Source organism: Xanthobacter luteus (assembly GCF_040049235.1).
In the GTDB taxonomy this organism is placed as follows: domain Bacteria; phylum Pseudomonadota; class Alphaproteobacteria; order Rhizobiales; family Xanthobacteraceae; genus Xanthobacter.
The window spans coordinates 1,463,912-1,485,641 of record NZ_JBDZDO010000001.1; the positions used below are offsets into that span (position 1 = coordinate 1,463,912).

General features: G+C 74.3%; 28 protein-coding genes. 6 read left to right on the forward strand and 22 right to left on the reverse strand.

Annotated elements, in window-relative coordinates; translation table 11 throughout:
- Positions 1–30 precede the first annotated feature (30 nt).
- On the forward strand, positions 31–456 hold the full coding sequence (locus ABLE88_RS07160) for a hypothetical protein (RefSeq protein WP_348830747.1): 426 nt from the start codon (positions 31–33) through the stop codon (positions 454–456).
- 590 nt (positions 457–1,046) lie between these two features.
- Positions 1,047–1,331: a hypothetical protein gene (locus ABLE88_RS07165; RefSeq protein ID WP_348830748.1), complete on the forward strand. Its 285-nt coding sequence runs from the start codon at positions 1,047–1,049 to the stop codon at positions 1,329–1,331.
- A gap of 16 nt (positions 1,332–1,347) precedes the next feature.
- On the opposite strand, the gene ABLE88_RS07170 is transcribed toward ABLE88_RS07165, so the two are convergent.
- Genes ABLE88_RS07170 through ABLE88_RS07205 form a run of 8 tightly spaced genes read right to left on the reverse strand, consistent with a single transcriptional unit; the run spans position 1,348 to position 4,508 of the window.
- A complete protein-coding gene (locus tag ABLE88_RS07170; RefSeq protein ID WP_348830749.1) occupies positions 1,348–1,917 on the reverse strand; it encodes a phage tail tape measure protein in 570 nt (189 codons plus the stop codon).
- Positions 1,914–2,144 (reverse strand): rcc01693 family protein, encoded by a 231-nt coding sequence (locus tag ABLE88_RS07175; RefSeq protein WP_348831107.1) that lies wholly within the window; start codon positions 2,142–2,144, stop codon positions 1,914–1,916. The genes ABLE88_RS07170 and ABLE88_RS07175 overlap by 4 nt, the downstream gene beginning before the upstream one ends.
- Positions 2,141–2,482: a gene transfer agent family protein gene (locus ABLE88_RS07180; RefSeq protein ID WP_348830750.1), complete on the reverse strand. Its 342-nt coding sequence runs from the start codon at positions 2,480–2,482 to the stop codon at positions 2,141–2,143. The genes ABLE88_RS07175 and ABLE88_RS07180 overlap by 4 nt, the downstream gene beginning before the upstream one ends.
- A 12-nt stretch (positions 2,483–2,494) precedes the next feature.
- Positions 2,495–2,902, reverse strand: coding sequence for a phage major tail protein, TP901-1 family (locus tag ABLE88_RS07185; protein ID WP_348830751.1), 408 nt, complete (start codon positions 2,900–2,902; stop codon positions 2,495–2,497).
- Between the two features lie 22 nt (positions 2,903–2,924).
- Positions 2,925–3,344: a DUF3168 domain-containing protein gene (locus ABLE88_RS07190; RefSeq protein ID WP_348830752.1), complete on the reverse strand. Its 420-nt coding sequence runs from the start codon at positions 3,342–3,344 to the stop codon at positions 2,925–2,927.
- Positions 3,341–3,628 (reverse strand): hypothetical protein, encoded by a 288-nt coding sequence (locus ABLE88_RS07195; protein ID WP_348830753.1) that lies wholly within the window; start codon positions 3,626–3,628, stop codon positions 3,341–3,343. Before ABLE88_RS07195 ends, ABLE88_RS07190 begins: the two co-directional genes overlap by 4 nt.
- The gene (locus ABLE88_RS07200) at positions 3,625–3,948 is read right to left on the reverse strand and encodes a head-tail adaptor protein (RefSeq protein WP_348830754.1); all 324 of its coding nucleotides are present in this window, start codon (positions 3,946–3,948) and stop codon (positions 3,625–3,627) included. The genes ABLE88_RS07195 and ABLE88_RS07200 overlap by 4 nt, the downstream gene beginning before the upstream one ends.
- Entirely contained in the window at positions 3,945–4,508 is a 564-nt protein-coding gene (locus ABLE88_RS07205) for a head-tail connector protein (RefSeq protein ID WP_348830755.1), read from the reverse strand. Before ABLE88_RS07205 ends, ABLE88_RS07200 begins: the two co-directional genes overlap by 4 nt.
- Positions 4,509–4,609: 101 nt before the next feature.
- Here ABLE88_RS07205 and ABLE88_RS07210 point away from each other — a divergent pair, with 101 nt between their 5' ends.
- The gene (locus tag ABLE88_RS07210) at positions 4,610–5,371 is read left to right on the forward strand and encodes a S1 family peptidase (RefSeq protein ID WP_348830756.1); all 762 of its coding nucleotides are present in this window, start codon (positions 4,610–4,612) and stop codon (positions 5,369–5,371) included.
- 155 nt (positions 5,372–5,526) lie between these two features.
- A complete protein-coding gene (locus tag ABLE88_RS07215; protein WP_348830757.1) occupies positions 5,527–6,462 on the forward strand; it encodes a lytic transglycosylase domain-containing protein in 936 nt (311 codons plus the stop codon).
- Between the two features lie 178 nt (positions 6,463–6,640).
- On the opposite strand, the gene ABLE88_RS07220 is transcribed toward ABLE88_RS07215, so the two are convergent.
- From ABLE88_RS07220 to ABLE88_RS07255, 8 genes are all read right to left on the reverse strand, one after another.
- A complete protein-coding gene (locus ABLE88_RS07220; RefSeq protein WP_348830758.1) occupies positions 6,641–7,900 on the reverse strand; it encodes a phage major capsid protein in 1,260 nt (419 codons plus the stop codon).
- Between the two features lie 11 nt (positions 7,901–7,911).
- Positions 7,912–8,418, reverse strand: coding sequence for an HK97 family phage prohead protease (locus ABLE88_RS07225; protein WP_348830759.1), 507 nt, complete (start codon positions 8,416–8,418; stop codon positions 7,912–7,914).
- Between the two features lie 2 nt (positions 8,419–8,420).
- Positions 8,421–8,618 (reverse strand): hypothetical protein, encoded by a 198-nt coding sequence (locus tag ABLE88_RS07230; RefSeq protein ID WP_348830760.1) that lies wholly within the window; start codon positions 8,616–8,618, stop codon positions 8,421–8,423.
- Between the two features lie 563 nt (positions 8,619–9,181).
- Complete coding sequence (locus ABLE88_RS07235) at positions 9,182–9,370, reverse strand: hypothetical protein (RefSeq protein WP_348830761.1); 189 nt, start codon at positions 9,368–9,370, stop codon at positions 9,182–9,184.
- Positions 9,371–9,454: 84 nt separating this feature from the next.
- Complete coding sequence (locus ABLE88_RS07240; RefSeq protein ID WP_348830762.1) at positions 9,455–10,645, reverse strand: phage portal protein; 1,191 nt, start codon at positions 10,643–10,645, stop codon at positions 9,455–9,457.
- Positions 10,646–10,945: 300 nt separating this feature from the next.
- The gene (locus ABLE88_RS07245) at positions 10,946–11,452 is read right to left on the reverse strand and encodes an HPP family protein (protein ID WP_348830763.1); all 507 of its coding nucleotides are present in this window, start codon (positions 11,450–11,452) and stop codon (positions 10,946–10,948) included.
- 623 nt (positions 11,453–12,075) lie between these two features.
- A complete protein-coding gene (locus ABLE88_RS07250; RefSeq protein WP_510182859.1) occupies positions 12,076–13,449 on the reverse strand; it encodes a DNA-packaging protein in 1,374 nt (457 codons plus the stop codon).
- Positions 13,352–14,092, reverse strand: a complete 741-nt coding sequence (locus ABLE88_RS07255; RefSeq protein ID WP_348830764.1) for a helix-turn-helix domain-containing protein — start codon at positions 14,090–14,092, stop codon at positions 13,352–13,354. The genes ABLE88_RS07250 and ABLE88_RS07255 overlap by 98 nt, the downstream gene beginning before the upstream one ends.
- A 449-nt stretch (positions 14,093–14,541) precedes the next feature.
- Here ABLE88_RS07255 and ABLE88_RS07260 point away from each other — a divergent pair, with 449 nt between their 5' ends.
- The gene (locus ABLE88_RS07260; RefSeq protein WP_348830765.1) at positions 14,542–15,213 is read left to right on the forward strand and encodes a hypothetical protein; all 672 of its coding nucleotides are present in this window, start codon (positions 14,542–14,544) and stop codon (positions 15,211–15,213) included.
- Here the strand turns inward: ABLE88_RS07260 and ABLE88_RS07265 are convergent.
- The 5 genes from ABLE88_RS07265 to ABLE88_RS07285 all read right to left on the reverse strand — a co-directional run bounded on the left by ABLE88_RS07265 (position 15,200) and on the right by ABLE88_RS07285 (position 18,790).
- Positions 15,200–15,772, reverse strand: coding sequence for a YcgN family cysteine cluster protein (locus tag ABLE88_RS07265; protein WP_348830766.1), 573 nt, complete (start codon positions 15,770–15,772; stop codon positions 15,200–15,202). The genes ABLE88_RS07260 and ABLE88_RS07265 overlap by 14 nt on opposite strands.
- 101 nt (positions 15,773–15,873) lie before the next feature.
- Entirely contained in the window at positions 15,874–16,374 is a 501-nt protein-coding gene (locus ABLE88_RS07270) for a hypothetical protein (protein ID WP_348830767.1), read from the reverse strand.
- Positions 16,375–16,653: 279 nt separating this feature from the next.
- Complete coding sequence (locus ABLE88_RS07275; protein ID WP_348830768.1) at positions 16,654–17,898, reverse strand: GGDEF domain-containing protein; 1,245 nt, start codon at positions 17,896–17,898, stop codon at positions 16,654–16,656.
- Between the two features lie 88 nt (positions 17,899–17,986).
- On the reverse strand, positions 17,987–18,307 hold the full coding sequence (locus tag ABLE88_RS07280) for a hypothetical protein (protein WP_348830769.1): 321 nt from the start codon (positions 18,305–18,307) through the stop codon (positions 17,987–17,989).
- Between the two features lie 81 nt (positions 18,308–18,388).
- On the reverse strand, positions 18,389–18,790 hold the full coding sequence (locus ABLE88_RS07285) for a hypothetical protein (protein ID WP_348830770.1): 402 nt from the start codon (positions 18,788–18,790) through the stop codon (positions 18,389–18,391).
- Between the two features lie 163 nt (positions 18,791–18,953).
- Here ABLE88_RS07285 and ABLE88_RS07290 point away from each other — a divergent pair, with 163 nt between their 5' ends.
- Positions 18,954–19,922, forward strand: a complete 969-nt coding sequence (locus ABLE88_RS07290; protein WP_348830771.1) for a diacylglycerol/lipid kinase family protein — start codon at positions 18,954–18,956, stop codon at positions 19,920–19,922.
- A gap of 51 nt (positions 19,923–19,973) precedes the next feature.
- Here ABLE88_RS07290 and ABLE88_RS07295 read toward each other — a convergent pair whose 3' ends face one another.
- The gene (locus tag ABLE88_RS07295) at positions 19,974–21,590 is read right to left on the reverse strand and encodes a serine hydrolase (RefSeq protein WP_348830772.1); all 1,617 of its coding nucleotides are present in this window, start codon (positions 21,588–21,590) and stop codon (positions 19,974–19,976) included.
- Positions 21,591–21,730 lie beyond the last annotated feature (140 nt).

Sequence of the window (21,730 nt, forward strand, 5' to 3'; positions counted from 1 at the left end):
TCATTTCCTCGATGAGGATGGAGCAAAAGCATGGCTACGAAGCCCGCGAAGAAGCCCGCCGCCGCCGCCGAGAAGAAGGCGCCGGCCAAGGCCCCCGCGAAGGCCCCCGCGGTGGAGAAGAAGCCGGCCACGAAGGCGGCCGCGAAGGCCCCCGCGAAGACCGCGGAGGCGAAGCCCGCCGAGAAGAAGACGGCGGCGAAGGCGCCCGCCAAGGCCCCCGCCAAGGCTGCGGCGAAGACCGCAGCCCCGGCCAAGGCCGCCGCCAAGGCCCCTGCCAAGATGGCGACCAAGGCCGCTGCGCCGAAGGCCGCTGCGCCCAAGGCCGCTGCCAAGCCCGCCGCCGAGAAGAAGGCTGCGGAAAAGCCGGCCGCCGCGCCGAAGGCCGCCGCCAAGCCCGCCGCCAAGCCCGCGGCGGAGAAGAAGCCCGCGGCCAAGGCCCCGGCCAAGAAGAAGTGAGGGTGGCCCCTTCGGTGGGGCCGCCTCGCGCATCCTGACCGTTCCGAGGACCCGCGCGGCGCCGTGCCGTCGCGGGTCGGTCGCTACGCTGCCGGCGCTGTGCGCGGGACGGCGTCTGCCGCGAACGGATCCGATCATGGTGGCATCGGTCGTGATGCATCGGTCGTGATCGCACAGGTCTTGGTGACGCCGCGTCCGACGGATGCGGGTCGTTTGATTGAGGAGCGCCCGGTTTCGGGGCGCTTCGACTTCGAGTCCTGCGGGCTCGGAGCACCATGCGGATTTTCCGCATGGAACATGCGGCGCGCTTGGCCCGTGCGGCCCGCCTCTGGCGGCTTCGCGCACGACCATGCTTCCCGGCGCTGCCATTCCCGGCGCACCCCTTCGCGTCCGGACCATCCCCCGGAGCTGACCCTTCGGCAGGGACAGGGCAGGCTTGTGCCCGGAATTAACGGCGCTAGATTTCGCCGGGTACGATCCTGTCTCTCGTTCCGGACCCGACGGCCATGGCACCACGCTGCCCCTTGCCTTCCGCGCGCCGCGCCCTGCGCGATGCGACCACGCGCGCCGCCCTGCTGGCGGCCCTAACCGTGGCCGTCCTCTGGCCCCTCGGCAGCCCCGCCTTCGCCCAGTCGAACCCCTGCGCGGCGCTCGGCCCCGGCTTCCAGAAGGTGCCGGGCAGCGACAGCTGCGTGCGCGCCGGCGGCGCCGTGCGCGTGGACGCCTTCTCGGGCGGCAGCCTCAGCGCCAATCCCGGCGCGGGCAACACGCCCACCGGCACCGGCGCGGCCGCGCCGGCCGCCGCCGCCCCCCCGCCGGACAAGAAGACCGCGCCGCCGCCCGCCGCCGCCGACCCCTGGCGCCAGACCCGCTGAGCCGGGCGCCGCGCTTTCACGCGCCGCGCTGGCCGCGCGCCACCGCCCGCGCCACGAGCCCGGACAGATAGGCCTCCGAGCGGCGGAAGGCGGCGAGGTCCGGGGTCGCCACGTTGACCGTCACGCTGGCGCGCCCGCCCGTCGGCGCGCTGCGCACGCCGAGCGTGCCGTCGGCCGCGCGCGAGAGCGGCAGGATCGCCTCGGCGCCCTTCTCGCCCATCAGGCCGAGGCCGGAGGCGAGCGGAAAATAGGTGGGCGCCGCCACCACGCCGCCGCGCGCGAACGGCTTCACCTGGCCCTGCTGGATCACCCCGCCGTCGGCGAAGCCGATGCCGCCCAGCGCGCCGGACAGGAGGCTGGTGAGCCCCTGCTCCAGCGGTTTCAGCGCGGCGGTGAGCGCGAGCCCGGCGAGGCGCTCGGCGAGCTGCTCCAGCACCGTGCCGAGATCCTTGCCCTTGAGCGCCACGCCGGTGAAGGCGCTCGACAGCGCGCTGGCGAAGCCGCGCGCCGAGACCTCGGCGGCGCCGAGCGCCTCCAGGGCCTTTTTGGTGTCGACGGACAGTTCGACGTCCACGCTCTCGCTCACTGCCGGCTCCTCGGGTCGGGGTCATCGGGAAAGCGCGCCATCAGCGCGTCGAGCCCCGGGCGCCCAAGCGGCGGCGCGCGACCGGGGGCAAGCACGGCGAGCGCCGCCGCGAGCTCGCGCGGCGTCAGGCGCCAGAACTGGTCGGCGGGCAGCCGCAGGAGGCCGAGCCCGGCGCCCATCGCCGCCTCCCAGGGGAAGGGGGCGGGGGCGGCGGGCGCGGGGGTCAGCCCTCCGGCGGCGGCGAAGGGCGCTCCTCGGCGCCGCCGAAGGTGGCGGCGAGCAGGTCGCAGACGATGCGGGCATAGCCCGCCGCCCCGCCCTCGGCGCGCATCGTCTCCACCTCCTCGAGGCTCACGCGCTCGCCGGCGCCGGCAAGGCCGGCGGCGATGATCCGGGCGGCGTCGCGCGCGCCGAGCCGGCCGTTCGAGAAGCGCGCGGCGAGCGCCATCAGATCGGCGGCGCCGAAGGCGGCCTCCAGCTCGGCGAGCGCGCCGAGGGTGAGCACCAAAGTGCGCGGGCGGCCGTCGAGCACGGCCGCGATCTCGCCGCGTCGGGGATTGGGCATGGCGGCAGCCTCTCAGAGCGCGGCGAAGGCGAGCGCGCCGGCGCTCTCCAAGGTCAGGTCGAAGGTCACCTCCCGGTCGTGCTCGGCGGCGATCTCGAGCGCGGTGACCTGGAACGGGCCGGTGACGGTGCCGAAATCCGGGATCACCAATTGGCATTCCGGGATCGCGCCGGCGAAGAACGCCTCGCGCACCAAGGCGTCCGAGGCGGCATCCTTGAACACGCCGGAGCCGGTGACGGCGGCGCGCTTCACCCCCGCCCCGGCAAGCAGCTCGCGCCACTGGCCGGACGATTCGGCGTGCGTCACGTCCACGCTCTGGGCGTTGAAGGCGATCTGGCGCGAGCGCAGGCCCGCCACCGTCACCAGGCTCGTGCCGTCGTGCATCTTGAGGAGAAGGTCCTTGCCCTTCTGCGCGGCCATGGCGTGTCTCCGGAAAGAGGGATCAGAGCGGCTCGGTGACGGCGCGGAACCGCACCAGAGCGTGGAACGTGCGCCCGTCGGGATCGCGCACCACCTCCGCCGTGGTGGCGCGCAGGTTGGCGAGGCGGTGGGCATCGAGCGCCAGCGGCTTGTCGTGCAGCGCCTCGGCGATGGCGGCGCCGAGCGCCATCGCCTCGGCCCGCCCGCCGGAGCGGGAGAAGGCGTGCAGCGTGAGCGCATGCTCGGTGCCGCGCTCGGTGGCGGTGGACCAGTCGGCCACCACCGCCTCGCCGAGCGCGACAAAAGGAAAGTCCGCGTCCTTCGGCGGCACGTCGAACACCTTCGCCCCGCCGAGCAGCGCGGCGAGCGGCGCGTCGGCGAGGAGCGCCCCGTGGAGGGCGGCGCGCAAGGCGAGTGCCGGGCTGGTGAGGGGCAGGCTCACGGGCGCCTCCTGCGGAATGCCAGCAGCGCCGCCGCGAGCCAGGGCGCCGGCGGCGCGCCGAGGGTGCCGCGCTCGCGGCCGAGCGCGGCGGCATCATTGACGCGCACCCGGCGCCGGGCCCCGCTGCCCGAGGTCTCGGCGGGCGCGCCGGCCGAGGCGGCCAGGTCCTGCGCCAAGGCGGCGGCGGCGCGCGTCGCGGCGGCCTCCACAGCGGGCGGGAGGGCGCGGGCGGCGAGGCGCCGGGCGAGGCCGTCGAGGCCGCGGGAGCCGACCTTCGCCCTCACGGCTGCTCCTCCCGGCAGCGGCAGCGCGAGAGGCGCCCGCGCCCGTCCGGGTCGCTCGTCGCCTCCACGTGGAAGACGCGCGCGCCGAGCAGCAGCCGGTCGCCGGGGGCGATGGTGTTGGGCGCCCGCACGGTGATGCGCACGCGGTGGCCGCCCTGCGGGCGTTCCGAGGCGAGCGTGAAATCGTCGGCGAGCATCTCCAGGCGGCCCCACAGCTGGTCCACCGTGAGGAAGGTGCGGGCGATGCCGCCGGCACCGTCCGGCAGGTCCACATAGGTCTGGTGCGCGAGGCGCTGGCGCAGCGCGCCGATGGCGCTCACAGCCGCACCACGCGATAGGGCGCGATCAGCGCCAGGACCGCGTCGGGCAATCGCGTCGCCGCGCCCGCGCCGTCGCGCAGCTCGTAGAAATGCGCCACCGCGAGCCGCACCGCCTGGACGAGGTCCGCCGGCACGTCCTGCGCCGCCGCGCCGTAGCCGGCGCGCACGACGATGCGGATGCCGTAGTGGCGCGGGCCGGGCGCGGGCGCCAGCGCCGCGTCCACATGGATCAGAGCGGGGGCGCGATCGCCCTTCAGCGTCAGCGCCCCTTCGGGCACGGCGCGCGTGCCGCCGTCCGCCGCCGTCACGCTGGCGGACAGGATGGCGGAGACCGGCGCCACCGGCAGCGCGATGACGCCGGCGGGCGGCCAGGCGTCGCGGGCGAGCGCGAACACCTGGTCGACCAGGATGCGCCCGCTCGCCGCCTCCACCAGCCGCCGCGCGGCGGGGATGAGCGCGTCGAGGAGCGCGTCCTCGGCATCGTGGTCGATGCGCAGGAAGGCCTTGGCCTCGGCGCGCGTCAATGGCTCGGCCGCGGGGCCGGCGAGGGGCTCGGGCATGGGTGCGCTCCAAAGGAAAGAGAAGGCGTCGGGACGGGGGGCGGCCGGCGCGGCCGGCGCCGTGTGTTGACGGCGCGGCGCGCCCCCGGCAGAAGACCGGGATGAGATGTCCAGCGTGGCGCCGCGCGCCGTCCGCCTTCGCCGCCCTGTTCGCCCTCGCGCTCCTCGCCGGCCCCGCGGCCGGCCCTGCCGGCGCCGTGGTCGGCGGCGCGCCGGCGGCGGCGGAGGTGGCGGCGCAGACGGTGCTCATCGTCTCGACGCGCGGCGCCACCTGCACCGGCACGGTGCTGGCGCCGGACGTGGTGCTCACCGCGGCGCATTGCGTCGCGCCGGCGGCGGACTATGCGGTGGCGCTGCTCTCGGGGGCGGCCCCGAAGCTGCTGCCGGCGGCGCGCATCGCGCTGCATCCGCGCTTCGACCTCGACCAGTTCCGCACAAGGCGGCCGACGCCGGATCTCGCGCTCGTCAAGCTCGCCGAGCCGCTGCCGGCGAGCTTCCGCCCGGCGCGGCTCGCCGATGCCGGCGGCCTGCCGCCCAAGGGCGCGGACTTCCTGATCGCCGGCTTCGGCGTCACCGCGGACGGCGCCACCAAGAGCGCCGGCACGCTGCGCACGGTGTCGCTGCCGAACATCGGCTCCACCGGCGGCATCATGGTGCGCCTGTCGCGCGCCGAGGGCGGGGCCGGCGCCTGCACCGGGGATTCCGGCGGGCCGGCCTTCCGCGACGGCGCGGTGGCGGGCGTCATCGGCTGGGCCACGGCGCCCGGCGGGGCGCGCGGCTGCGGCGGCGTCACCGGCGTCACGCTGGTGTCGCTGCATCGCGATTGGATCGACCCCACACTGCGTGCGCTCGGCGGGCGCTGATCCCGTTCCCCGCGCACCGGCGGAGGCGGAACATGACCATCACTGCGGGAGCGGGCCCGGCGGCGCGGCGCGGCCGGACGGCCGTCACTTGGGACGCCACTTGGGACGCCACTTGGGACGCGGCTTGGGACGCGGCTTGGGACGCGGCTCGGGGCGTGGCTTGGGGCGCCGCGCTCGCGGCGTGGCTCATCGGCGCCGGTGCGGCGGCGGCGCAGGAGCCCGGCGCCGCGCCTCGCGCCAAGCCCGCCGAGACGTCCGCCCAAACGTCCGCCCAAACGTCCGCCGGAAGGCCCGCCGGCGCCCCGGCGGCACCGGCCTCGGCCGCCGGCGAGACCATCGACGACGCGGTCTGCCGCCTCGTCGACGGCGCGGCGCAGGCGGAGGGCATCCCCGCCTCCTTCTTCACCCGCCTGATCTGGCGCGAGAGCGCGTTCCGCACCGACGTGGTGAGCCGCGCCGGCGCCCAGGGCATCGCCCAATTCATGCCGGCGACCGCGCGCGAGCGCGGGCTCGAAAACCCGTTCGATCCCGAGCACGCCATTCCCGCCTCGGCGAAGCTGCTGGCGGACCTGTTGCGGCAGTTCGGCAATCTCGGCCTTGCGGCGGCGGCCTACAATGCCGGGCCGGGGCGGGTGAACGGCTTCCTCGCCGGCGGCGGCCTGCCCGCGGAGACGCGCACCTATGTGCAGCTCATCACCGGGATGAGCGCGCAGGACTGGGCGGCGCTGAAGCGCCAGGGGGGCGCGCCACCCGCCTTTCCCGCCGGCTCGTGCCGCGTCACGCTGGCGTCCCTGCGCCAGGGCGCGCCGCTGCCGGCAGGCGCGGTGAGCGAGCTGTTCGCGCCGTGGGGCGTGCAGCTCTCAGGCAATTTCTCGCGCGAGCGCGCCCTCGCCTCCTTCCGCCGCACGGCGGAGCGCTACCGCGCGGTGATCGCGGACCAGCTGCCGGTGATCATCTCGACCCGCACCGCCGGGCGCGGCGCGCGCCCCTTCTACCGGGTGCGCCTGCCCGCCGGGACGCGCGAGGCGGCGGCGCGGCTGTGCGACCGCCTGCGCCAAGCCGGCGGCGCCTGCGTGGTGCTGCCCAACTGAAGCGCGGCGGACCCGGCCGCCGCCTTTCCCTTTGCCCCGCCGGCTCCCTCTCGCGGGGGGAGAGGGCGGGGGTGAGGGGTTCGCCGCGCGCGGCGCGCAGCCGGCGGGAAAGACCGCCCGGCCGCCCCTCACCCGACCCTCGCCCCGCCGGGGAGAGGGCTTTCCGCCCAGCGGCGCCTCAGGCGGCGAACTTCAGGAGCTTCGCCGCGTCGAAGTCCTGCACCCCGCCGCCCACCCGCTTGGTGGTGTAGAACAGCACGTAGGGCTTGGCGGAATAGGGGTCGCGCAGCACCCGCACCCCGGCGCGGTCGACCACCAGATAGAAGCGGCGGAAGTCGCCGAAGGCGATGGCGTAGGCGTCGGCCGCGAGGTCCGGCATGTCCTCGCTCTCGGCCACCGGGAAGCCCATGAGGCTCGCGCTCTGCCCGGCGCCGGGGGGCGGCGCCCACAGATAATTGCCGTTCTCGTCCTTCAGCTTGCGCGCCGCTGCCTGGGTGCGCCGGTTCATCAGGAAGGTGGCGTTCTGGCGGTACGGCGCCTTCAGCGCATGGACGAGGTCGATCAGCGGGTCGGCCGGGGTCGCCGAGGGGAAGGCCCCCGCCGCGCCGGTGGCGACGAAGCCCACCTTGCCCCAGGTCCAGGCGGCCTCCGCCGCCTTGGCGTAGGCGAGGAAGCCGGTGGGCTTGCCGGCGCCGTCGCCGGCGACGAAGGCGGTGCCCTCCTGGGCGGCGAAGCTCGCCTCCACCTCGCCGGCGAGCCACTCCTCCAGGTTCATCCGGGCATCCTCCAGCAGCGCCGTGGTGGCGGCGGGCATGGCGTAGAGCTCCATGGCCGGGAAGGCGAGCTCGGCCAGCACCGGGCTGTCGGTCTGCGGCCGCGCCGCGGTCTCCGCCGCCCAGCCGCAGACCGGGCCGGAGGTCATGAAGGGCTTGCGGTAGGTGCCGGCGCCGATGGTGCGCACGCTGGCGAGCGCGCGCACCGGCGAGAGCACGGCGAGGCGCCGGCCGATCTCCGCCTCGGCCTCGAACGGCACCAGATAGCCGCCGTCCGCGCCGGTGCCGGCGGAGAGCGCCTTGGCCTCCAGCGCCTTCAGGCCGCCGGCCTCGCCGTGGCGCACATAGGCGTCGAAGGCGTCGGCGTGGGCGGCCTCGCTTGCGCTGCGTTCCGGCGCGCCCGCGGCGCCGCCGAGCGCCGGGCGGCGCGCCTTGGTGGCGAGCGCGTCGAGCCGCGCCTGGTGGGCGTCGAGCGCGGCGTCGATGCGCGCCAGCTTGTCGGCGGTGACGATGTCGGTGCCGCGCGTCTCGATCTGCGCCAGGCGCTCCTCGTTCGCCGCCTTGTAGCTCTCGAAGGCGGCGATGAAGTCGTTCACCGCCGCGCGCTCCTCGGCGGTCTCGGGCTTCGCCACCTTGGTCTCGGGGGCGCTCAGGATCATGGCCATGGGTCTCGTCCTCAGAGGTTGACGGGGGTGCGGGCGGCCTGCCGCAGACGCGCGGCGGCCTCCCTCAAGGCGCGCGCCGGATCGGCGCCGGGATCGTCGGGGGCGCCGCGCGCGACCCGCGCGCCCGGCTGCATGGGGAAGGTGACGATGGACACCTCCCACAGATCGATGCGGGAGAGGCGCCGCACCCGGGTGCGCGGGTCGCTCGCGGCCTCCACCGCCTTGAAGCCGATGGAGAGGCCGTCGAGCGCGCCCTCGGCGACAAGCGCGGCGCATTCGCGCGCCCGCCGGGCGTTGCGCGAGAGGCGGCCGCGCACATAAAGGCCGCGCGCGTCCTCGGCGAGCTCGGTCCACACGCCGATCGGCTCGGCGGGATCGTGCTGGTAGAGCAGGCGCACCCCGCTCGGGCCGCGCCGGGCGAGGCTCTCGCGGAACGCGCCGGGCAGCACCATGTCGCGGCCGAGATCGACCACGCCGAACAGGCAGGCATAGCCGGCGATGGCGGGGCCGGCCTCCATCCTCACGACTCCCGCCCGGGGGCGGACGGCTTCTTCCTGCGCCGCCCCTTCTCCAGGCGCTCGAGCGTCGCCACGAAGTCGCGGAACACGCTCTGCGGCGCGCTCGCGCTTGTGCTCGCGCCTTGGGCCTTGGGACGGGAGGGGGCGCCCGTCAGCGCGCGGATGCGCGGCGCGGGCGCCTTCTGGAACGGGGCGCGCATGGAAGATCTCCGGTGGATGTGGGTGGACGAGGATCGGGGTGGCCGGTGGAACTGGGGCGCGCCCCCTCCGCCCCACGCGCCCCCTCCCCCCTTGTGGGGGAGGGATGGGGTGCGGGGTCCGCGCGGCGGGGCTGTCCTCAGGCGTAGGGCAAGCGGCGGTCAGGAGCAGGACAAGCGGCAAGGCCGGCTGCACCCCCCACCCTGCCCTCCCCCACAAGGGGGGAGGGAGACCGAAGCGGGGAGGGCGGCGCGGGGGATCAGCGTGCCAGCGGGTGGCGGAAACTGGCTGACGGGCTCCGCGCCGCCTCCGCCCAAGCGCCCCCTCCGTCCCACGCGCGCCCTCCCCCCGCGCGCCGTCCGCCCCACGCGCCCCCTCCCCCCTTGTGGGGGAGGGATGGGGTGGGGGGGTCCGCGCGGCGGGGTTGTCCTCAGGCGTAGGGCAAGCGGCGGTCAGGAGCAGGACAAGCGGCAAGGCCGGCTGCACCCCCCACCCTGCCTTCCCCGCAAGGGGGGAGGGAGGCCGAAGCGGGGAGGGCGGCCTCGATCGGGAGGCGGGCGCGCGCTTACTCCAGGCGGCCATGCCGGGCGTTGAAGCAGGCGAGCTCGCGCACGAAGGCGTCGAAGCGCCGGTGCGCCCGCGCCACCTCGGCGAAGGCGCGGAAGAAAGCGAGCGAGGCGCCGAGCGCCCACAGCAGCAGCGCCACATGGGCCAGGTCGCCGCGCTCGGCGATGGCGCGGATCAGGCCGTCCATGTCAGGCTCCTCGAACGCGGCGCGGCGGGCAGGACGAAGCCCCTTCCGCCGGCCGCGGAAGGGGCGCGGGCGGCGCGGCGGCCCCTAGCCCGCGGTCACGCCATAGCCCACCGCCGCGCGCTTCTCGGCGTCGGTGAGGAAGTCCGCCGCGCCGACGCGCTTCCACAATTCGGAGCGCTCGGCGGCGAGCGCCTCCACCTGGTCGAGGTCGGGCACCAGGCGCAGGCTCTCGCCATAAGCGGGGGCCAGCCAGGAGGCGAGCTCGTCGGCGACGCGCCGCACCAGCGGCACCACGCTCTGGCGCCACAGCGCCCGGTTGGCCTCGGCATAATTGGCATAGGTGTTGTCGCCGGGGATGCCCAGCAGCAGCGGCGGCACGCCGATGGCGAGCGCGATCTCGCGCGCCGCGCCGTTGCGCGCCGCCTCGAAATCCATGTCCTTGGGCGAGAGCGAGAGCGCGCGCCATTCGAGCCCGCCCTCCAGCAGCAGCGGGCGCCCGGCATTGGCGGCGCCCTGGAACGAGGCCTCGAGCTCGCTCTTCAGGCGCTCGAACTGCTCCTCGGTGAGCGCGCCCGCGCCGCCATAGATCAGCGCGCCGGAGGGGCGCGCGGCATTGTCGATCAGCGCCTTGTTCCAGGCGCTCGCGGCGTTGTGGAGGTCGAGCGCCTGGGCGGCCGCCGCCAGCGGCGCGAGACCGTAATGGTCGTCCACCGGGTTGAAGGCGGCAAGGTGCAGCACCGGCGGCACGTCGGCGCCGGCGATCAGGCTCTCCTGGGGGATGCGCACGGTGCGGCCGGCGAGCGTGTAGTCGAACGCCTCGGGCCAGCCGTCGGCGCCGGGCACCACGCGCACCCGGTCGGGCCGCAGCAGATGCAGCTCGCGCACCCGCCCCTCCACCGCCACCGCCTCCACATAAGCGTTGCCCGCCACCAGCAGGTGGCAGCACAGTGCCTCCATGAAGGCGGCGCCGCCGAGCCGCCCGTTGGGCCTTGCGATGAGGTCCAGCAGCGGGTGCGCGGCGCGCTCGCGCGGGCCCGCCATCAGCACCAGCGGCACGCTCGCCGCCGCCTCGCCGATCAGCCGCACGGCGCGGTAGGCGACGGCGTTCTTCGTGAAGCCCTCGCGCGCCAGGGTGGCGTAGTCGCGCGGGCTCCAGACCGGCCGGCCGGCGGAGAGGAAGGCGACCAGAGCCGCGGTGCGGCTCGCTTTGGCCTCGGGGCGGGGCGCGGCCGCGCGGAACGGCGCCCGCAAGGGGGCAAGCAGGGCTTCGAGCATGAGGGGCGCTCCGGGCGAGGGATCGGCGAGGGCGTGCGGACGAGGGCATGGGGGCGGCCGAAGGGGCCGCGCCGCGTGCGCGCGGCGGCAGCAGATACCGGCGGCCGACACGGCGGCGCCACGAATTTGCTGCCGTCGGGCCCGATCCGGCCGCCTTGGACGCACAATCGGCGGCTAGGAGGCGGGCTGCGTCCCGCGCACCGGCAACAAGGTCTCGCGTTTGCCGGCCAGCCCCGTCCCGCCTCGGCGGACGGGGCTGCCGTGGGCGCGGGGCCGGCGCCCGCGGACGCGGCCGCCCGGTCAGAACGGACGGCGCGGATAATCGTGGCGCGGCGGCAGCCGGTGGTAGACGATCGCCAGCCCCACCAGGGCAAGGCTCCCCATCACCACCACCCCCACCAGCGGCATGGGATCGCCCGGCGCCAGCACCATCAGGATCGGCACCGCGCCGGCCGGCGGGTGGGAGACGCGGAACGCCAGCATGGCGGCGATGGCGAGGCCGACGCCCACCGCCGCCGCCCACCAGGCGCCGGGAAACAGCAGCGCGAAGCCGAGGCCCACCATCGCCGCGAGCGCATAGCCGCCCACCACGTTGGCGGGCTGGGCGAGCGGCGTCGCGGGATGGGCGAACAGCAGCACGGCGCTGGCGCCGAACGGCGCGATCAGGAACGGCAGATCGGTGAAGGCGGCGAGCCCCGCCACCAGCCCCATGCCCAGCATGCCGCCGGCCCCGGACTTCATGCCGATGAGGACCGAGCCGCAGGACGGCTCATGACGCGTGAAATAGGCTTTCCAATGCGATCTCATGGCACCAAAATGGGCAGAGAGGGAGATTGAAAGGCAAATATCTGCACACGTCGTTGTCATGCAGCCTTATTTGTGGGCAGTACACTGCACGTATTCTGGATGCCAGGTCAAGTCTGTGACGGCCCCCGCGACGGCGTAGCCGGCGCCGTTCCCCGGCCCAGCGACGGCGCAGCCGGAGCGCCGAGCCGGGGTCCAGCGCGGGACTCCTGCGCAGCGGGCAATGCCCCATACCGCCGCCGGCGGAAGACGCCGCCTGCGGCGAACCTTTTTGCGCTGGGCCCCGGCTCTCCTTCCACGGCGCCATGCGCCGTTCCAGTCGGCCGGGGCACGAGGGCAGTGCCTGTCCCAGCCGCGCGACGGCAAAACCTGCGCGTGTTCCCCCGCCCCGCGACGGCGTAGCCGGCGCCGTTCCCCGGCCCAGCGACGGCGCAGCCGGAGCGCCGAGCCGGGGTCCAGGAGAGACTCCCGCGCAGCGGGCAATACCCCTAAGGCCCCGCCCGCGGGCGGAATGAGGCCGCCTTCGGCGCCCCCGGTCGCTGGGCCCCGGCTCGCCTTCCACGGCGCTGCGCGCCGTTCCCGTCGGCCGGCGCGAGGGCGGCGACACCGTCCCGCGCACTGCCCCCTCACAGGCCGCGCACCCGCGGCGCTGGCGCCCTGGGGCCGAGCGACAGGGCGGTCACCGCCCACACCAGCGCGTCGAGCCGGTCCGGCGAGCGGCCGGAGGAGAGGCCGTCAGTGCCGAAGTCGCACATCTCGTCCTCGAGCGCGGGAAAGCCGCCCGCATGGCGCACCCGGCCCTGCTCGTAGAGCGCGGCCACCGGCTCGGCGCGCAGATATTTTCCGCGCGTGGCCCTGACCTCGGCAACCGGCACGTTTGGGTCCACCTCGGCGAGCACGGCGCGCACCATGTCGCCGCCCTGGTTCACCTCCACCACCACCTGGTCCGCCTGGAGGCGCCTGAACAGCGCCACCGCGCGCGCCGCCCACTGCGCCGGGCGCAGGCCGGCGGCGCTCTCGTCGGCGAGCACGTGCACGAGGCCGGCGGCGTCGATGCCGGCGGCGACGAGGCCGCAGGCGTCCGCCCCGGCGCGGGCGGAGGCCGGCGGGTCCACCGCCACCACCACCCGGGCGAGCGGCGGCGCCGCGCGCTCGCGCGCCGCCTCGATGGCGGCGCGGGTCCACAGGGCGTCGGGCCGCTCCGCGACGATCTCGCCCTCCAGCTCCTGGCGGCCGAGGCGGGTGCCGCCGTAGCGGGCGATCACCTCCGCCAGGAACGAGGGGGCGAGGTGGAAGGCGTTGGCCCGCGTGGCGGCCCGCGTCACCGCGCTGCGCGGGTCGGCCAGCAGCCGGCGCAGCAGCGCGGTGGGGCGCGGCGTGGTGGTGACCATCTGGCGCGGCCGCTCGCCGAGCCGAAGGCCGAACTGCAGCATGTCGAAGGCGGCCTCGGCGCGCTTCCATTTGGCGAGCTCGTCGAGCCAGGCGGCGCCGAATTGCGGGCCGCGCAGGCTCTCCGGATCGTCCGCCGAAAAGCCCTGCGCCACCGCGCCGTTGGGCCATTCGAGCCGGCGCCGGCTCGGCTCCCATGAGGGCCGCTCGCCAAGCGGGTGCACCGCCAGCAGGCCGGAGACGCCCTCCACCATCACCTCGCGCAGATCGGCGAGGCTCTCCGCCACCAAGGCGATGCGCGTCACCGGCGCCTCAGTGAAGGGCGGCCGGCCGAGCGCCAGCGCGCGCACCCATTCGGCGCCGGCGCGGGTCTTGCCGGCGCCGCGCCCGCCCATCAGCAGCCAGGTGTGCCAATGCGTGCCCGCCGCCGTGGCGGCGGGCGGCATCTGGTCGGGCCGCGCCCACAGCTCCCAGTCGGCGAGCAGCGCCTGGACCTCGGCCTCGCCGAGGCTCTCAAGCAGGCGGCGCGCCGTCCCCTTCCGCGCGCAGGCGGTCAAGGCGTCGCGCAAGCTCGCTGCGGAAGGCGTCGAGATCGCGGAATTCGGCGCCATCGCCCTCCCCCTCCGTGGCCTGCGGGTCCGCCGCCTTTCGCGCGCCGCCCGGCGCGCGCCCGGGCCGGCGGCGCTTGCGCGCCTCGTCCTTGAGCGCCGAGAGCTCGCGCAAGGTGCGCGCCAGGACGGCGAGGGCGCGGGCGTCCTTCTCGGCGTCGCCGGCGGCGGCCTCGCCCAGGGCGGCGATGCGCGCCTCGATGAGCGCCACCTGCCGCTCGGCCGCATGCCACAGGCGCGAGGTCAGCCGCGCGCGGGGCGTGGAGGCGAGCGTGCCGGCGATCATCCGCGCCCCGGTCACCGGCGCCCGGCGGCGCGGCAGCGGCGAGAACACCACCGTGCCGTCCGGGGCGACGATGCGGTCGATCCAGCGATAGAGCGTGTTGGTGGTGAGGCCGGTGCGCCGGCCGATCTCGGCCAAGGGCACGCCCTCCTCATAGAGCCGGCGGATCAGGCCGGCCTCCGGCGGCGGGCCGAGCGCGGCCGCGCCGTTCTTGGCGCGCGGCGGCGGCGCGTCCGGCGCACCGTCCGGGGTGCTGGCCGAAGCACCGGACGAAGCACCGAACGAAGCCTTGGGCTCGGGGCCGGGCGCAGGGGGGCGCGAGGCCGCGCCTCGCGGCGCGGCAGGACGCGGCGGTGTCGACATGGCGGCGGTTCCAGATGTTCGAGCAGGTTCCGGGCGCGGCGCGCAGCCGTGCGGCACGCCGCTGCGCCCCGGTCCGTTGGCACGGGCCGAGGGGCGAGCGATCAGAGGCGAAACCGATTTCGAAGGAAAGCACGGCGTCCGGGGCGACGCGGCAGGGACGAGGGCACGGAGCCGGGAGCGGGGCCAAGATGCGGGGCGAGAGCGCGTCACGGGGCGAGGATGCGGCAGAAAAGGGAGGCCGGGCGGCGGGACGCCCGGCCTCCCAATCGACGGGACCGGCGCCGGGCGCAAATCCCGAACATGCCGAAACCCTAGCGGAGGAGCGTCACGCTGTCAAGGATTTTATTCCTTACCGCCGCGCCGCTGGATTCCTTGTTTTTTCTCTCTTAAGGTGCCCATCTCATTTTTACAATCCTTGATTGAATCGATCGGGGACGAGGGGGGCGTTCGTGACACAGCCGCATGCGCCGGCGGCCGCGCAGCTGGACGACCAGCGCGCGGTCATTGGCTTGAACCTCCTCATCCAGCGGGTCCTGGCGCGGGAGGGCATGAGCGTCAACGCGCTGGCGCTCGAGCGGGCGGACGAGCCGGTGGCGCGGGCCCAGCGCATCCTCAGCGCCGACCTTCCCGCCACCGCCGCCATCGCCAGAGCCGCCCTCGCCGGTGCCAGCGCCTCGCCGCTGCGCGTCGTGTCCGCCCTCGCGGCCGATGCGATAGGAGAACCCCTGCGCCAGGCGCTGGATGCGGCGGAAATCCCGGTCGGCACCATCCCGTGGATCGGCAAGCCGACGCTGCATTTCCCGTCCGCAAGCCTCGAGGCCCGCAAGCCGGCCGACCGCCTGCGGATCGGTCACTCGATCCGCCACGTCCTCGGCGGCGACGGCACCATCACCATGTTTCTAAAGCTTCCCGGTGCCCGCAACGTGCACCTGCTCACCAGCGGCCATGTGGCCACCTGCTGCGGCGACGCCGCGGCGGGCGACCAGGTGGCCAGACTCTGCCGCAGGCCGCGGCATGAGGACGAAATCAAGATTGTCGGCATCCTCGTGGCGGCCGAGTCCGAGCTGGCGAACGCCTACCCGGTCGGAGCGCAACCGGCCTGGTTCCTCACCCGGCTTTGACATCGCCGGCGAGATCTTCCTCAGCACCGGGCGGCACCTTGCGCCTGGCTCGGCCTGGGCCCGCAGGCGCCTTCCCCCCGCCCTTCCCCCCGCCCTTCGCGCCGCGCGGCCAGCGCACCGGCCAGGAGACGATGTGCTCCACCAGCTCGAACAGGCCGAAGGCATCCTCCTTGCCGGCCACCTTGCCGGCCACCGCGATGCCCGCCGCGGCGACGCTGGCGGGGTCGCCCGAGACCAGAGGATGCCAGAACGGCAGGTCCTTGCCCTCCGCCACCAGACGATAGCCGCAGGTGGGCGGCAGCCAGGCGAGGCTGGTGACCGCCTCCGGCGTCAGCCGCACGCAGTCGGCCACCTGGGCCGAGCGGTTCTCGTAATCGCCGCAGCGGCAGGTGGCGGTGTCGAGCAGGCGGCATGCCACGTCGGTATAGGCCACCTGGCCGGTGTCCTCGTCCTCGAGCTTCACCAGGCAGCAGCGCCCGCAGCCGTCGCACAGGCTCTCCCACTCGGCGGCATCCATGGCAGCGAGCGGCTTGACGCGCCAGAAAGGCTCCTCGGCCATCCTCACTCCCGGTTCGGCCCCGCTCATAGGTAGCGCAGCGCCGCCCCGCAGGCCACGCCTTTGCGGCCGGCGGCCGGGAAAGGCGGAAGACAAGCCGGCCCTCAGCCCGCCGAGCAGGCGACCTTGCCCCGGTAGGTCCAGGTTTTCGCCGCCCGCGCGCCGTCCGGCAGGTCGCTCACGTCGAGCCGGTAGCGGCCGGCATAGGCGCCCTCCTCGTCCGCCTTGCCCGCCTGCCTGGTCTCGATCACCAGCTCCACGGCGCCGTGCCGGCCGGCGGCGCGCTCGTGATAGATGTGAAGCTTCAGCTCCGCGCCGTGGAACCAGTGATGGGCGAGCGCCGCGGCGTCGAGCTCGAGCGCGCGCAGGTCGTCCGGCGCCCCCTTGGCCTTCAGGGTCAGCTCGTAGCGCTGGTTGGTGAAGGCGCCGGCGAGGCCGTGCGAGAACACGATCTGGGCGTCGAAGGCGACCGCCTTGTCGTCGATCTGGCAGTCGATGGTCCCGGAGGCCGCGGCCGGCGGCGCCCAAAGGGCGAGGCCAAGGGCGGCGCCGAGGCAAAGGGGCGCGACCGCCCCCCGGCGCAGGCTGAAGCTCGATGACAGCATGGCGGCCCCCGGCGCGGATCCTGGCGCGGATGGCCCGCGCGCGCCCATGGAACCGGCAACGGGCGCCGCGCGCAACCGCAGCGTCGCCGGGCGGGCGGCGGGCGCGCCTCAGCCGGTCCGCTTGTGGCTCGCGTAGAAGTCGGCGAAGGCGAGGATCACCGCGAAGCCGCCGAAGGCGGCGAGCACGGCGACGATCACGGCGAAGGTCTCAGCAGGCATGGCGTCCTCCCCTTTGGAGCCAGCCTAAGCGGCGCCGTTCGCGGCCCGCCTTGACCTCGATCAATCCGCGCCGCCCTCGCTTGCCTCCCCGGTCGGGTCCGCCGGCGCCGGGTCCGCCTCCGCCGCCTCCACCGCCACGCGGTTGCGGCCGGCGCGCTTGGCCGCATAGACCAGGCTGTCGGCGCGCTGCATGGCCTCGGTGAGTTCCTCGTCCGGCCGCCACTGGGCGACGCCGAAGCTGGCGGTGACGGTGGCGCCCGCCGGCAGCCCGGGAAAGCGCGTCAGCTCGGTCTCGCTGCGCAGCCGCTCGGCGAGCTGCGCGGCCCCGGCGCGGTTGGCGCGCGCCAGCAGCATCACGAACTCCTCGCCGCCGATCCGGGACAGCACGTCCTCGGCGCGCACCTCCTGTTCCGCCAGCCGGGCGAAATGCTGCAGCACCCGGTCGCCCACCGGATGCCCGTAGGTGTCGTTGATGGCCTTGAAGCGGTCGATGTCGCAATAGACCACGCTCACGGGCGCGAGCGGCCCGTCGGGGCGCAGACCCTTCGAGCGGCGGTGGAAGCCGCGCCGGTTGGCAAGCCCGGTGAGGGCGTCGATGCCGCCCTCCCGGCTCAAATCCTCGATCACGTCCATGGCCACCGCGGCAAGCAGCGCCATGGCCATGAGGAAGGCGCTGATGAGCAATGTGAAGTTCAGCACCTGCCAGAACATCGAGGTGCGCAGGGCGCGCGCCAGCGCCGGTGCGTTGTCGAGGCCGGCACGCACGTACTCGCGGATCACCTCCGATGAATTCATCGTGAGCAGCGTTCGCGGAAAGAAGTGCAGGCCAAACAGAATGAGAAGAACCAAGATGATCTGATCGATGATCTTCGGGTTCGACAGGCGGGCGAGCTTGATCGAAGCGAATACAATCATGATTCCATACCCGAAATTCTGGATATAGATCCGCATGATCAAATCCCGGTCGAAGAAGTAGTAATAGTAGAGCAGGACGATGATCGCACCGGCCAGACCGACCAGCACGGCGTCCACCCCCACGGCGCCGCGGCGCAGCATGACGCCTTCCACCAATGCGAGGATGGCGAAGGTGTAGAGGATGGCCGAAACCATCGCGTTGCTCCCGTAGTCGTACGGGAGGCGCAGCATCTGGGAGAGCGAGGCGAGCGCGAAGGCGAGGAAGGTGATGGCGAACAGCAGGACGTAGCCGCGCTGGCGCTGGCTGAGCCAGGCGCCGAAGAAGGTGGCCGCGACGATCAGCGCGAACGCCGGACCCGTGTAAAGATAGATGCCGCCCTCCGACATCATCCCCCCGCCGGTTGCCCCTGCCCCCGCCACCTAGGCCGGCGCAGGAGGATCGCATCCGCGCCAGAAGGTCAAGTGCGCCCGGACCTCCTCAGCCCGGCGGCACCCCCGGCGGCGGCGAGAGCGGCGGCGCCGGGGCGCGGTGGTGCAGGAAGGTCATGGTGGCATAGGCCCCGACCCAGGAGCCCACCGCCGCGAACACCACGTAGACCCAGTTGGCGGTGTAGCTGATGACCGCGAACGAGGAGAGCATGTACCAGACGCTGCTCCAATTGGCCGCCTGCAGCCGCCGCCGTCCGGCCACCGAGGCGGTGAACATCACATAGGCGGCATCGGTGAGCGCGGTGGCGAGCACCACGCCCGCGGCGACCAGCGGGTCGAGGGAGGAGAAGGCGGAGAGGATCTCTGACATGGCGGGCCCCTGGCGGCGCAGCGCCGCGCCCCCATCCTCGCCGCCCGCGCCCGCCGCGCAAGCGCCGGCCCGCGCCGGGGGCTATTTCCTGTAGGCCCACACCCGGATCTCGTGCTTCAGCCGGCGGAAGTCGTAGAAGGTGAACGCGATGAGCCCGGTCGCCAGCAGCGCCAGACCGAAGCTCACCGGCCCCGGCCATTCCATCGCGGTGTGGGAGAAGTCGTAGACCAGATAGGCGAGCAAGGCGGTCACCGCCGCGCAGATGGCGAAATAGACCTTCGGCCCCAGCCGGGCGATCGCCATGCCGGTCCCCACCCAGATGGCGAGCGCCACCAGCACCGACCAGCCGAGCCCCAGGCCCAGCTGGCGCGCGAGGAAATGGCCCCCGGCGCCGCACAGCACCACGGAGACCACGAGCAGCAGCAGCCCGGCGCGCAGGCGCACGATGCCGGTGGACGTCTTGACTGGCGCGCTTCCCGTCATGATATCGAACCTCGACCCTCTCGTTTGGCGCGCCGCGCGGAACCCCGGTGGCGCGGCGCCGTTCTACGCCATCTGGAGAACCCGCGTTCTTCAGCGAAGATGCCGAGCGTCCCCATGCCGGGGTGGGCTCAAGCGGGCGCCGGAGGCCCACACGATGCGGCGAATGCTGGTCGTACTCAATGCCGAAGCGGGCGCGGTGCGCGATGGTGGCGCCGAGAAGGTGCGGGACGAGGTCGACGCGGCGCTCACCCGCGCCGACATGGACGTGGAGGTGATGCTCGCCTCGGGCGAGGAGATCGCCCGGGTGATCGACCAGGTTCCGCACCGCGGCTACGACACCCTGGTGGTGGGCGCGGGCGACGGCACGGTCTCCTATGCCTGCTCCGTGCTCGCCGGCACCGACATCGCCCTCGGCGTGCTGCCGCTCGGCACCATGAACCTGCTCGCCCACGACATCGGCCTGCCGCGCGACCTGCCGGGCGCGCTCGCCGCCCTCGGCCGGGCCGAGCCCATGCGGGTGGACCTCGGTATGCTGAACGGACGGGCGTTCCACGGCGTCTCGGGAATCGGCTTCTTCAGCCAGATGGCGCTGGCGCGCGAGCAATTGAGGGGCAAGTGCGGCCGTGTCCTCGGCTGGCTCATCGCCCTTGGCAAGGCCCTGGTGCGCGCCGGGCGGATGTCGATCGAGATCGAGATCGCCGGCCGCCGGGAGTCGATCGAGGCCTATGCGGCGCTGGTCACGGTGAACGCCTTCGACGCGCCGGGCCTGCACCGCGCGCGCCTCGACGGCGGGTGCCTGGAGGTGCTGGTGGCCGAGCATCGCGGCGCGCTCGCCAAGTTGAAGACCGGCGCCGACGTGCTGGTGGGCGCCTGGCGCGACAATCCCGGCATCCACGCCTTCACCGCCGAGCGCGTCACGATCCACGGCCGGCGGCACCGCGCCTGGGTCGCCACCGACGGGGAGGTGACGCGCGAGACCTTGCCCCTGCGCTACGCCATCGCCCCCCGCGCTTTGACCCTGCTGATGCCGCCGGAGAGCATAAGGGCGCCGGACGAGGCGGCGGCGCCGGCCAACCCGCCGGAGGGCGAGACGATCCACCGCGGCGTCTCCAGCAGCTCCCGCCGAGGGTGAGCCGCGCGCCGGAGGCCGGCGCCCCGCCCGCAGACGACAGCCGCCTTTGCCCTACTCCTTCCGCAACGTCACCGTCTGATCCTCGATGGAGAAGGAAAGCCGGGTGAACTTGCCGTCGCCGTCGGCCTCGAACTGGGCGAAGCCGAGGGGCGTGTCGCCGTTGAGCTTCACCACGTTGGCGAAGCGCCCGGTGGGCAGCAGCCGCACGGCGAACACCGGCCCGTCGAACGGCTCCAGCTTCAACTCCGCCGCGGTCGCCGCCAGCGTCAGCACCAGCGCGCCGCCCTCCTCGCGCAGCTTCGCCGCGCCCAGGACCGCGCTGCCATAGCTGCCGGCGAGCGCCGCGAGCGCGCCCGGCGGGCGCGGCGCCGCGGGGCGTGTGAAGCGGGCCGATGCGGCCTTCGCTTCCGCCTTGGCTTTCTCCAGGGCGCCCTTCATCGGATCGAGGTCGGGGCCGCCCAAAAGCTTGCCGTAGATCCAGAATGCGAGCGCGTCGGGAAAGCCATTGTTCTGCGCGTTGGAGAGCACCACCACGCCAAGCCCGTGCTCCGGCGCGAAGCCGAGATGGGCGCCGAAGCCCACCGTGCCGCCATTATGCCAGATGACGCGGCCATTGGCGGTCTGCGTCGTCACCCAGCCCATGTCGTAGGTGGAGACGTCGCTCATGGCGACGCGGGCCATCCGGGTCACCTTGAGGTTCTCCTCGGAGACCAGGCGCTTGCCGTCAAGTTCCCCGCCGGCCATCTGGAAGGCGAGCCAGCGCGTCATGTCGTCGAGGTTGGAATTGATGTCGCCCGCCGGCCCCAGGGCATAGGGGAACACCGGGTCGAACGGCACCTCCACCGACCCCGCGAGCTCGAAGCGGTGGCCCACCGCATGGTTGGGCGCCGCTTGGATGGCCTCGGCCGTGAAGCTGGTGGCGCCCATGCCGAGCGGCGCGACGATCTCCTTTTGCGCCACCGCCTTCCAGTCCGCCCCGTCCAGCGCCTCGGCGACGATGCGGCCGGCCACCAGGTGGGTGATGTTGGTGTAGGCGAAGGTGGAGCGGAAGGAGGTGATGGGCGCCGCGTGGCGCAGCGAGGCGACCAGCGCGTCCGGCCCGTAGCCCAGCATGGTCATGAAGTCGTGCGCGTAGGGGGTGAGGCCCGAGCGCTGGGCGATGATGTCGAACAGCCGCATCTCGCGCGTCACCCACGGGTCCTGCAGCGCGAAGCCGGGGTGGCGGTCGACGATGGCGTCGTCCCACTTCAGGCGCTTCTTGTCCACCGCGATCGCCATGGTGGTGGCGAGGAAGGCCTTGGTGGTGGAGCCGATCTGGAACAGCGTCCCGGCGTCCACCGGGCGGGCATCGCTCTTGGCGCGCACGCCGAGCGCCTTGGTGTAGGCGACCTTGCCGTCCACCACCACGGCGATCACCGCGCCGGGCACGTCGAAGCCCGTCATGCCGGCGGCGGCGTAGGCCTCGATCTGCGGTCCCAGCGCCTTGGCGCGCTCGGCCATGGACTGCGCCGATGCCGGCGCGGCGGCAAACGCCAGGCCGAGCGCTGCCAACAGGACCGGTCCGATCGGCTCGGCGCCGAAGCGGAGGGAGCCGAGGCCAAGGAACCCCATGCGGCCGAGCGCGCCGCGCGCCTGCCGTCCCGCCCGTTGCCGCGATGAAGCCCGCATCCGCCGTCCCTCCCCTGTCGCCCGCGGGCCGACAGTGGCGCGCCCCGGCGCGCGAGGCAAGGGCGGCACGCACCATTGTCCTCCGGCCGGAGCACCGCGACGCGGGCGAGGTCAAGATATTGTTCCGGCGCACGTTCCCG

Coding starts and splice junctions, on each gene's coding strand:
- ABLE88_RS07160 (WP_348830747.1), top strand. CDS start 31: ATGGCTACGAAGCCCGCGAAGAAGCCCGCCGCCGCCGCCGAGAAGAAG.
- ABLE88_RS07180 (WP_348830750.1), bottom strand. CDS start 2,482: ATGCCCAATCCCCGACGCGGCGAGATCGCGGCCGTGCTCGACGGCCGC.
- ABLE88_RS07185 (WP_348830751.1), bottom strand. CDS start 2,902: ATGGCCGCGCAGAAGGGCAAGGACCTTCTCCTCAAGATGCACGACGGC.
- ABLE88_RS07205 (WP_348830755.1), bottom strand. CDS start 4,508: ATGCCCGAGCCCCTCGCCGGCCCCGCGGCCGAGCCATTGACGCGCGCC.
- ABLE88_RS07210 (WP_348830756.1), top strand. CDS start 4,610: ATGAGATGTCCAGCGTGGCGCCGCGCGCCGTCCGCCTTCGCCGCCCTG.
- ABLE88_RS07220 (WP_348830758.1), bottom strand. CDS start 7,900: ATGGCCATGATCCTGAGCGCCCCCGAGACCAAGGTGGCGAAGCCCGAG.
- ABLE88_RS07225 (WP_348830759.1), bottom strand. CDS start 8,418: ATGGAGGCCGGCCCCGCCATCGCCGGCTATGCCTGCCTGTTCGGCGTG.
- ABLE88_RS07230 (WP_348830760.1), bottom strand. CDS start 8,618: ATGCGCGCCCCGTTCCAGAAGGCGCCCGCGCCGCGCATCCGCGCGCTG.
- ABLE88_RS07235 (WP_348830761.1), bottom strand. CDS start 9,370: ATGGACGGCCTGATCCGCGCCATCGCCGAGCGCGGCGACCTGGCCCAT.
- ABLE88_RS07240 (WP_348830762.1), bottom strand. CDS start 10,645: ATGCTCGAAGCCCTGCTTGCCCCCTTGCGGGCGCCGTTCCGCGCGGCC.
- ABLE88_RS07245 (WP_348830763.1), bottom strand. CDS start 11,452: ATGAGATCGCATTGGAAAGCCTATTTCACGCGTCATGAGCCGTCCTGC.
- ABLE88_RS07250 (WP_510182859.1), bottom strand. CDS start 13,449: ATGGCGCCGAATTCCGCGATCTCGACGCCTTCCGCAGCGAGCTTGCGC.
- ABLE88_RS07255 (WP_348830764.1), bottom strand. CDS start 14,092: ATGTCGACACCGCCGCGTCCTGCCGCGCCGCGAGGCGCGGCCTCGCGC.
- ABLE88_RS07265 (WP_348830766.1), bottom strand. CDS start 15,772: ATGGCCGAGGAGCCTTTCTGGCGCGTCAAGCCGCTCGCTGCCATGGAT.
- ABLE88_RS07270 (WP_348830767.1), bottom strand. CDS start 16,374: ATGCTGTCATCGAGCTTCAGCCTGCGCCGGGGGGCGGTCGCGCCCCTT.
- ABLE88_RS07275 (WP_348830768.1), bottom strand. CDS start 17,898: ATGATGTCGGAGGGCGGCATCTATCTTTACACGGGTCCGGCGTTCGCG.
- ABLE88_RS07280 (WP_348830769.1), bottom strand. CDS start 18,307: ATGTCAGAGATCCTCTCCGCCTTCTCCTCCCTCGACCCGCTGGTCGCC.
- ABLE88_RS07285 (WP_348830770.1), bottom strand. CDS start 18,790: ATGACGGGAAGCGCGCCAGTCAAGACGTCCACCGGCATCGTGCGCCTG.
- ABLE88_RS07290 (WP_348830771.1), top strand. CDS start 18,954: ATGCTGGTCGTACTCAATGCCGAAGCGGGCGCGGTGCGCGATGGTGGC.
- ABLE88_RS07295 (WP_348830772.1), bottom strand. CDS start 21,590: ATGCGGGCTTCATCGCGGCAACGGGCGGGACGGCAGGCGCGCGGCGCG.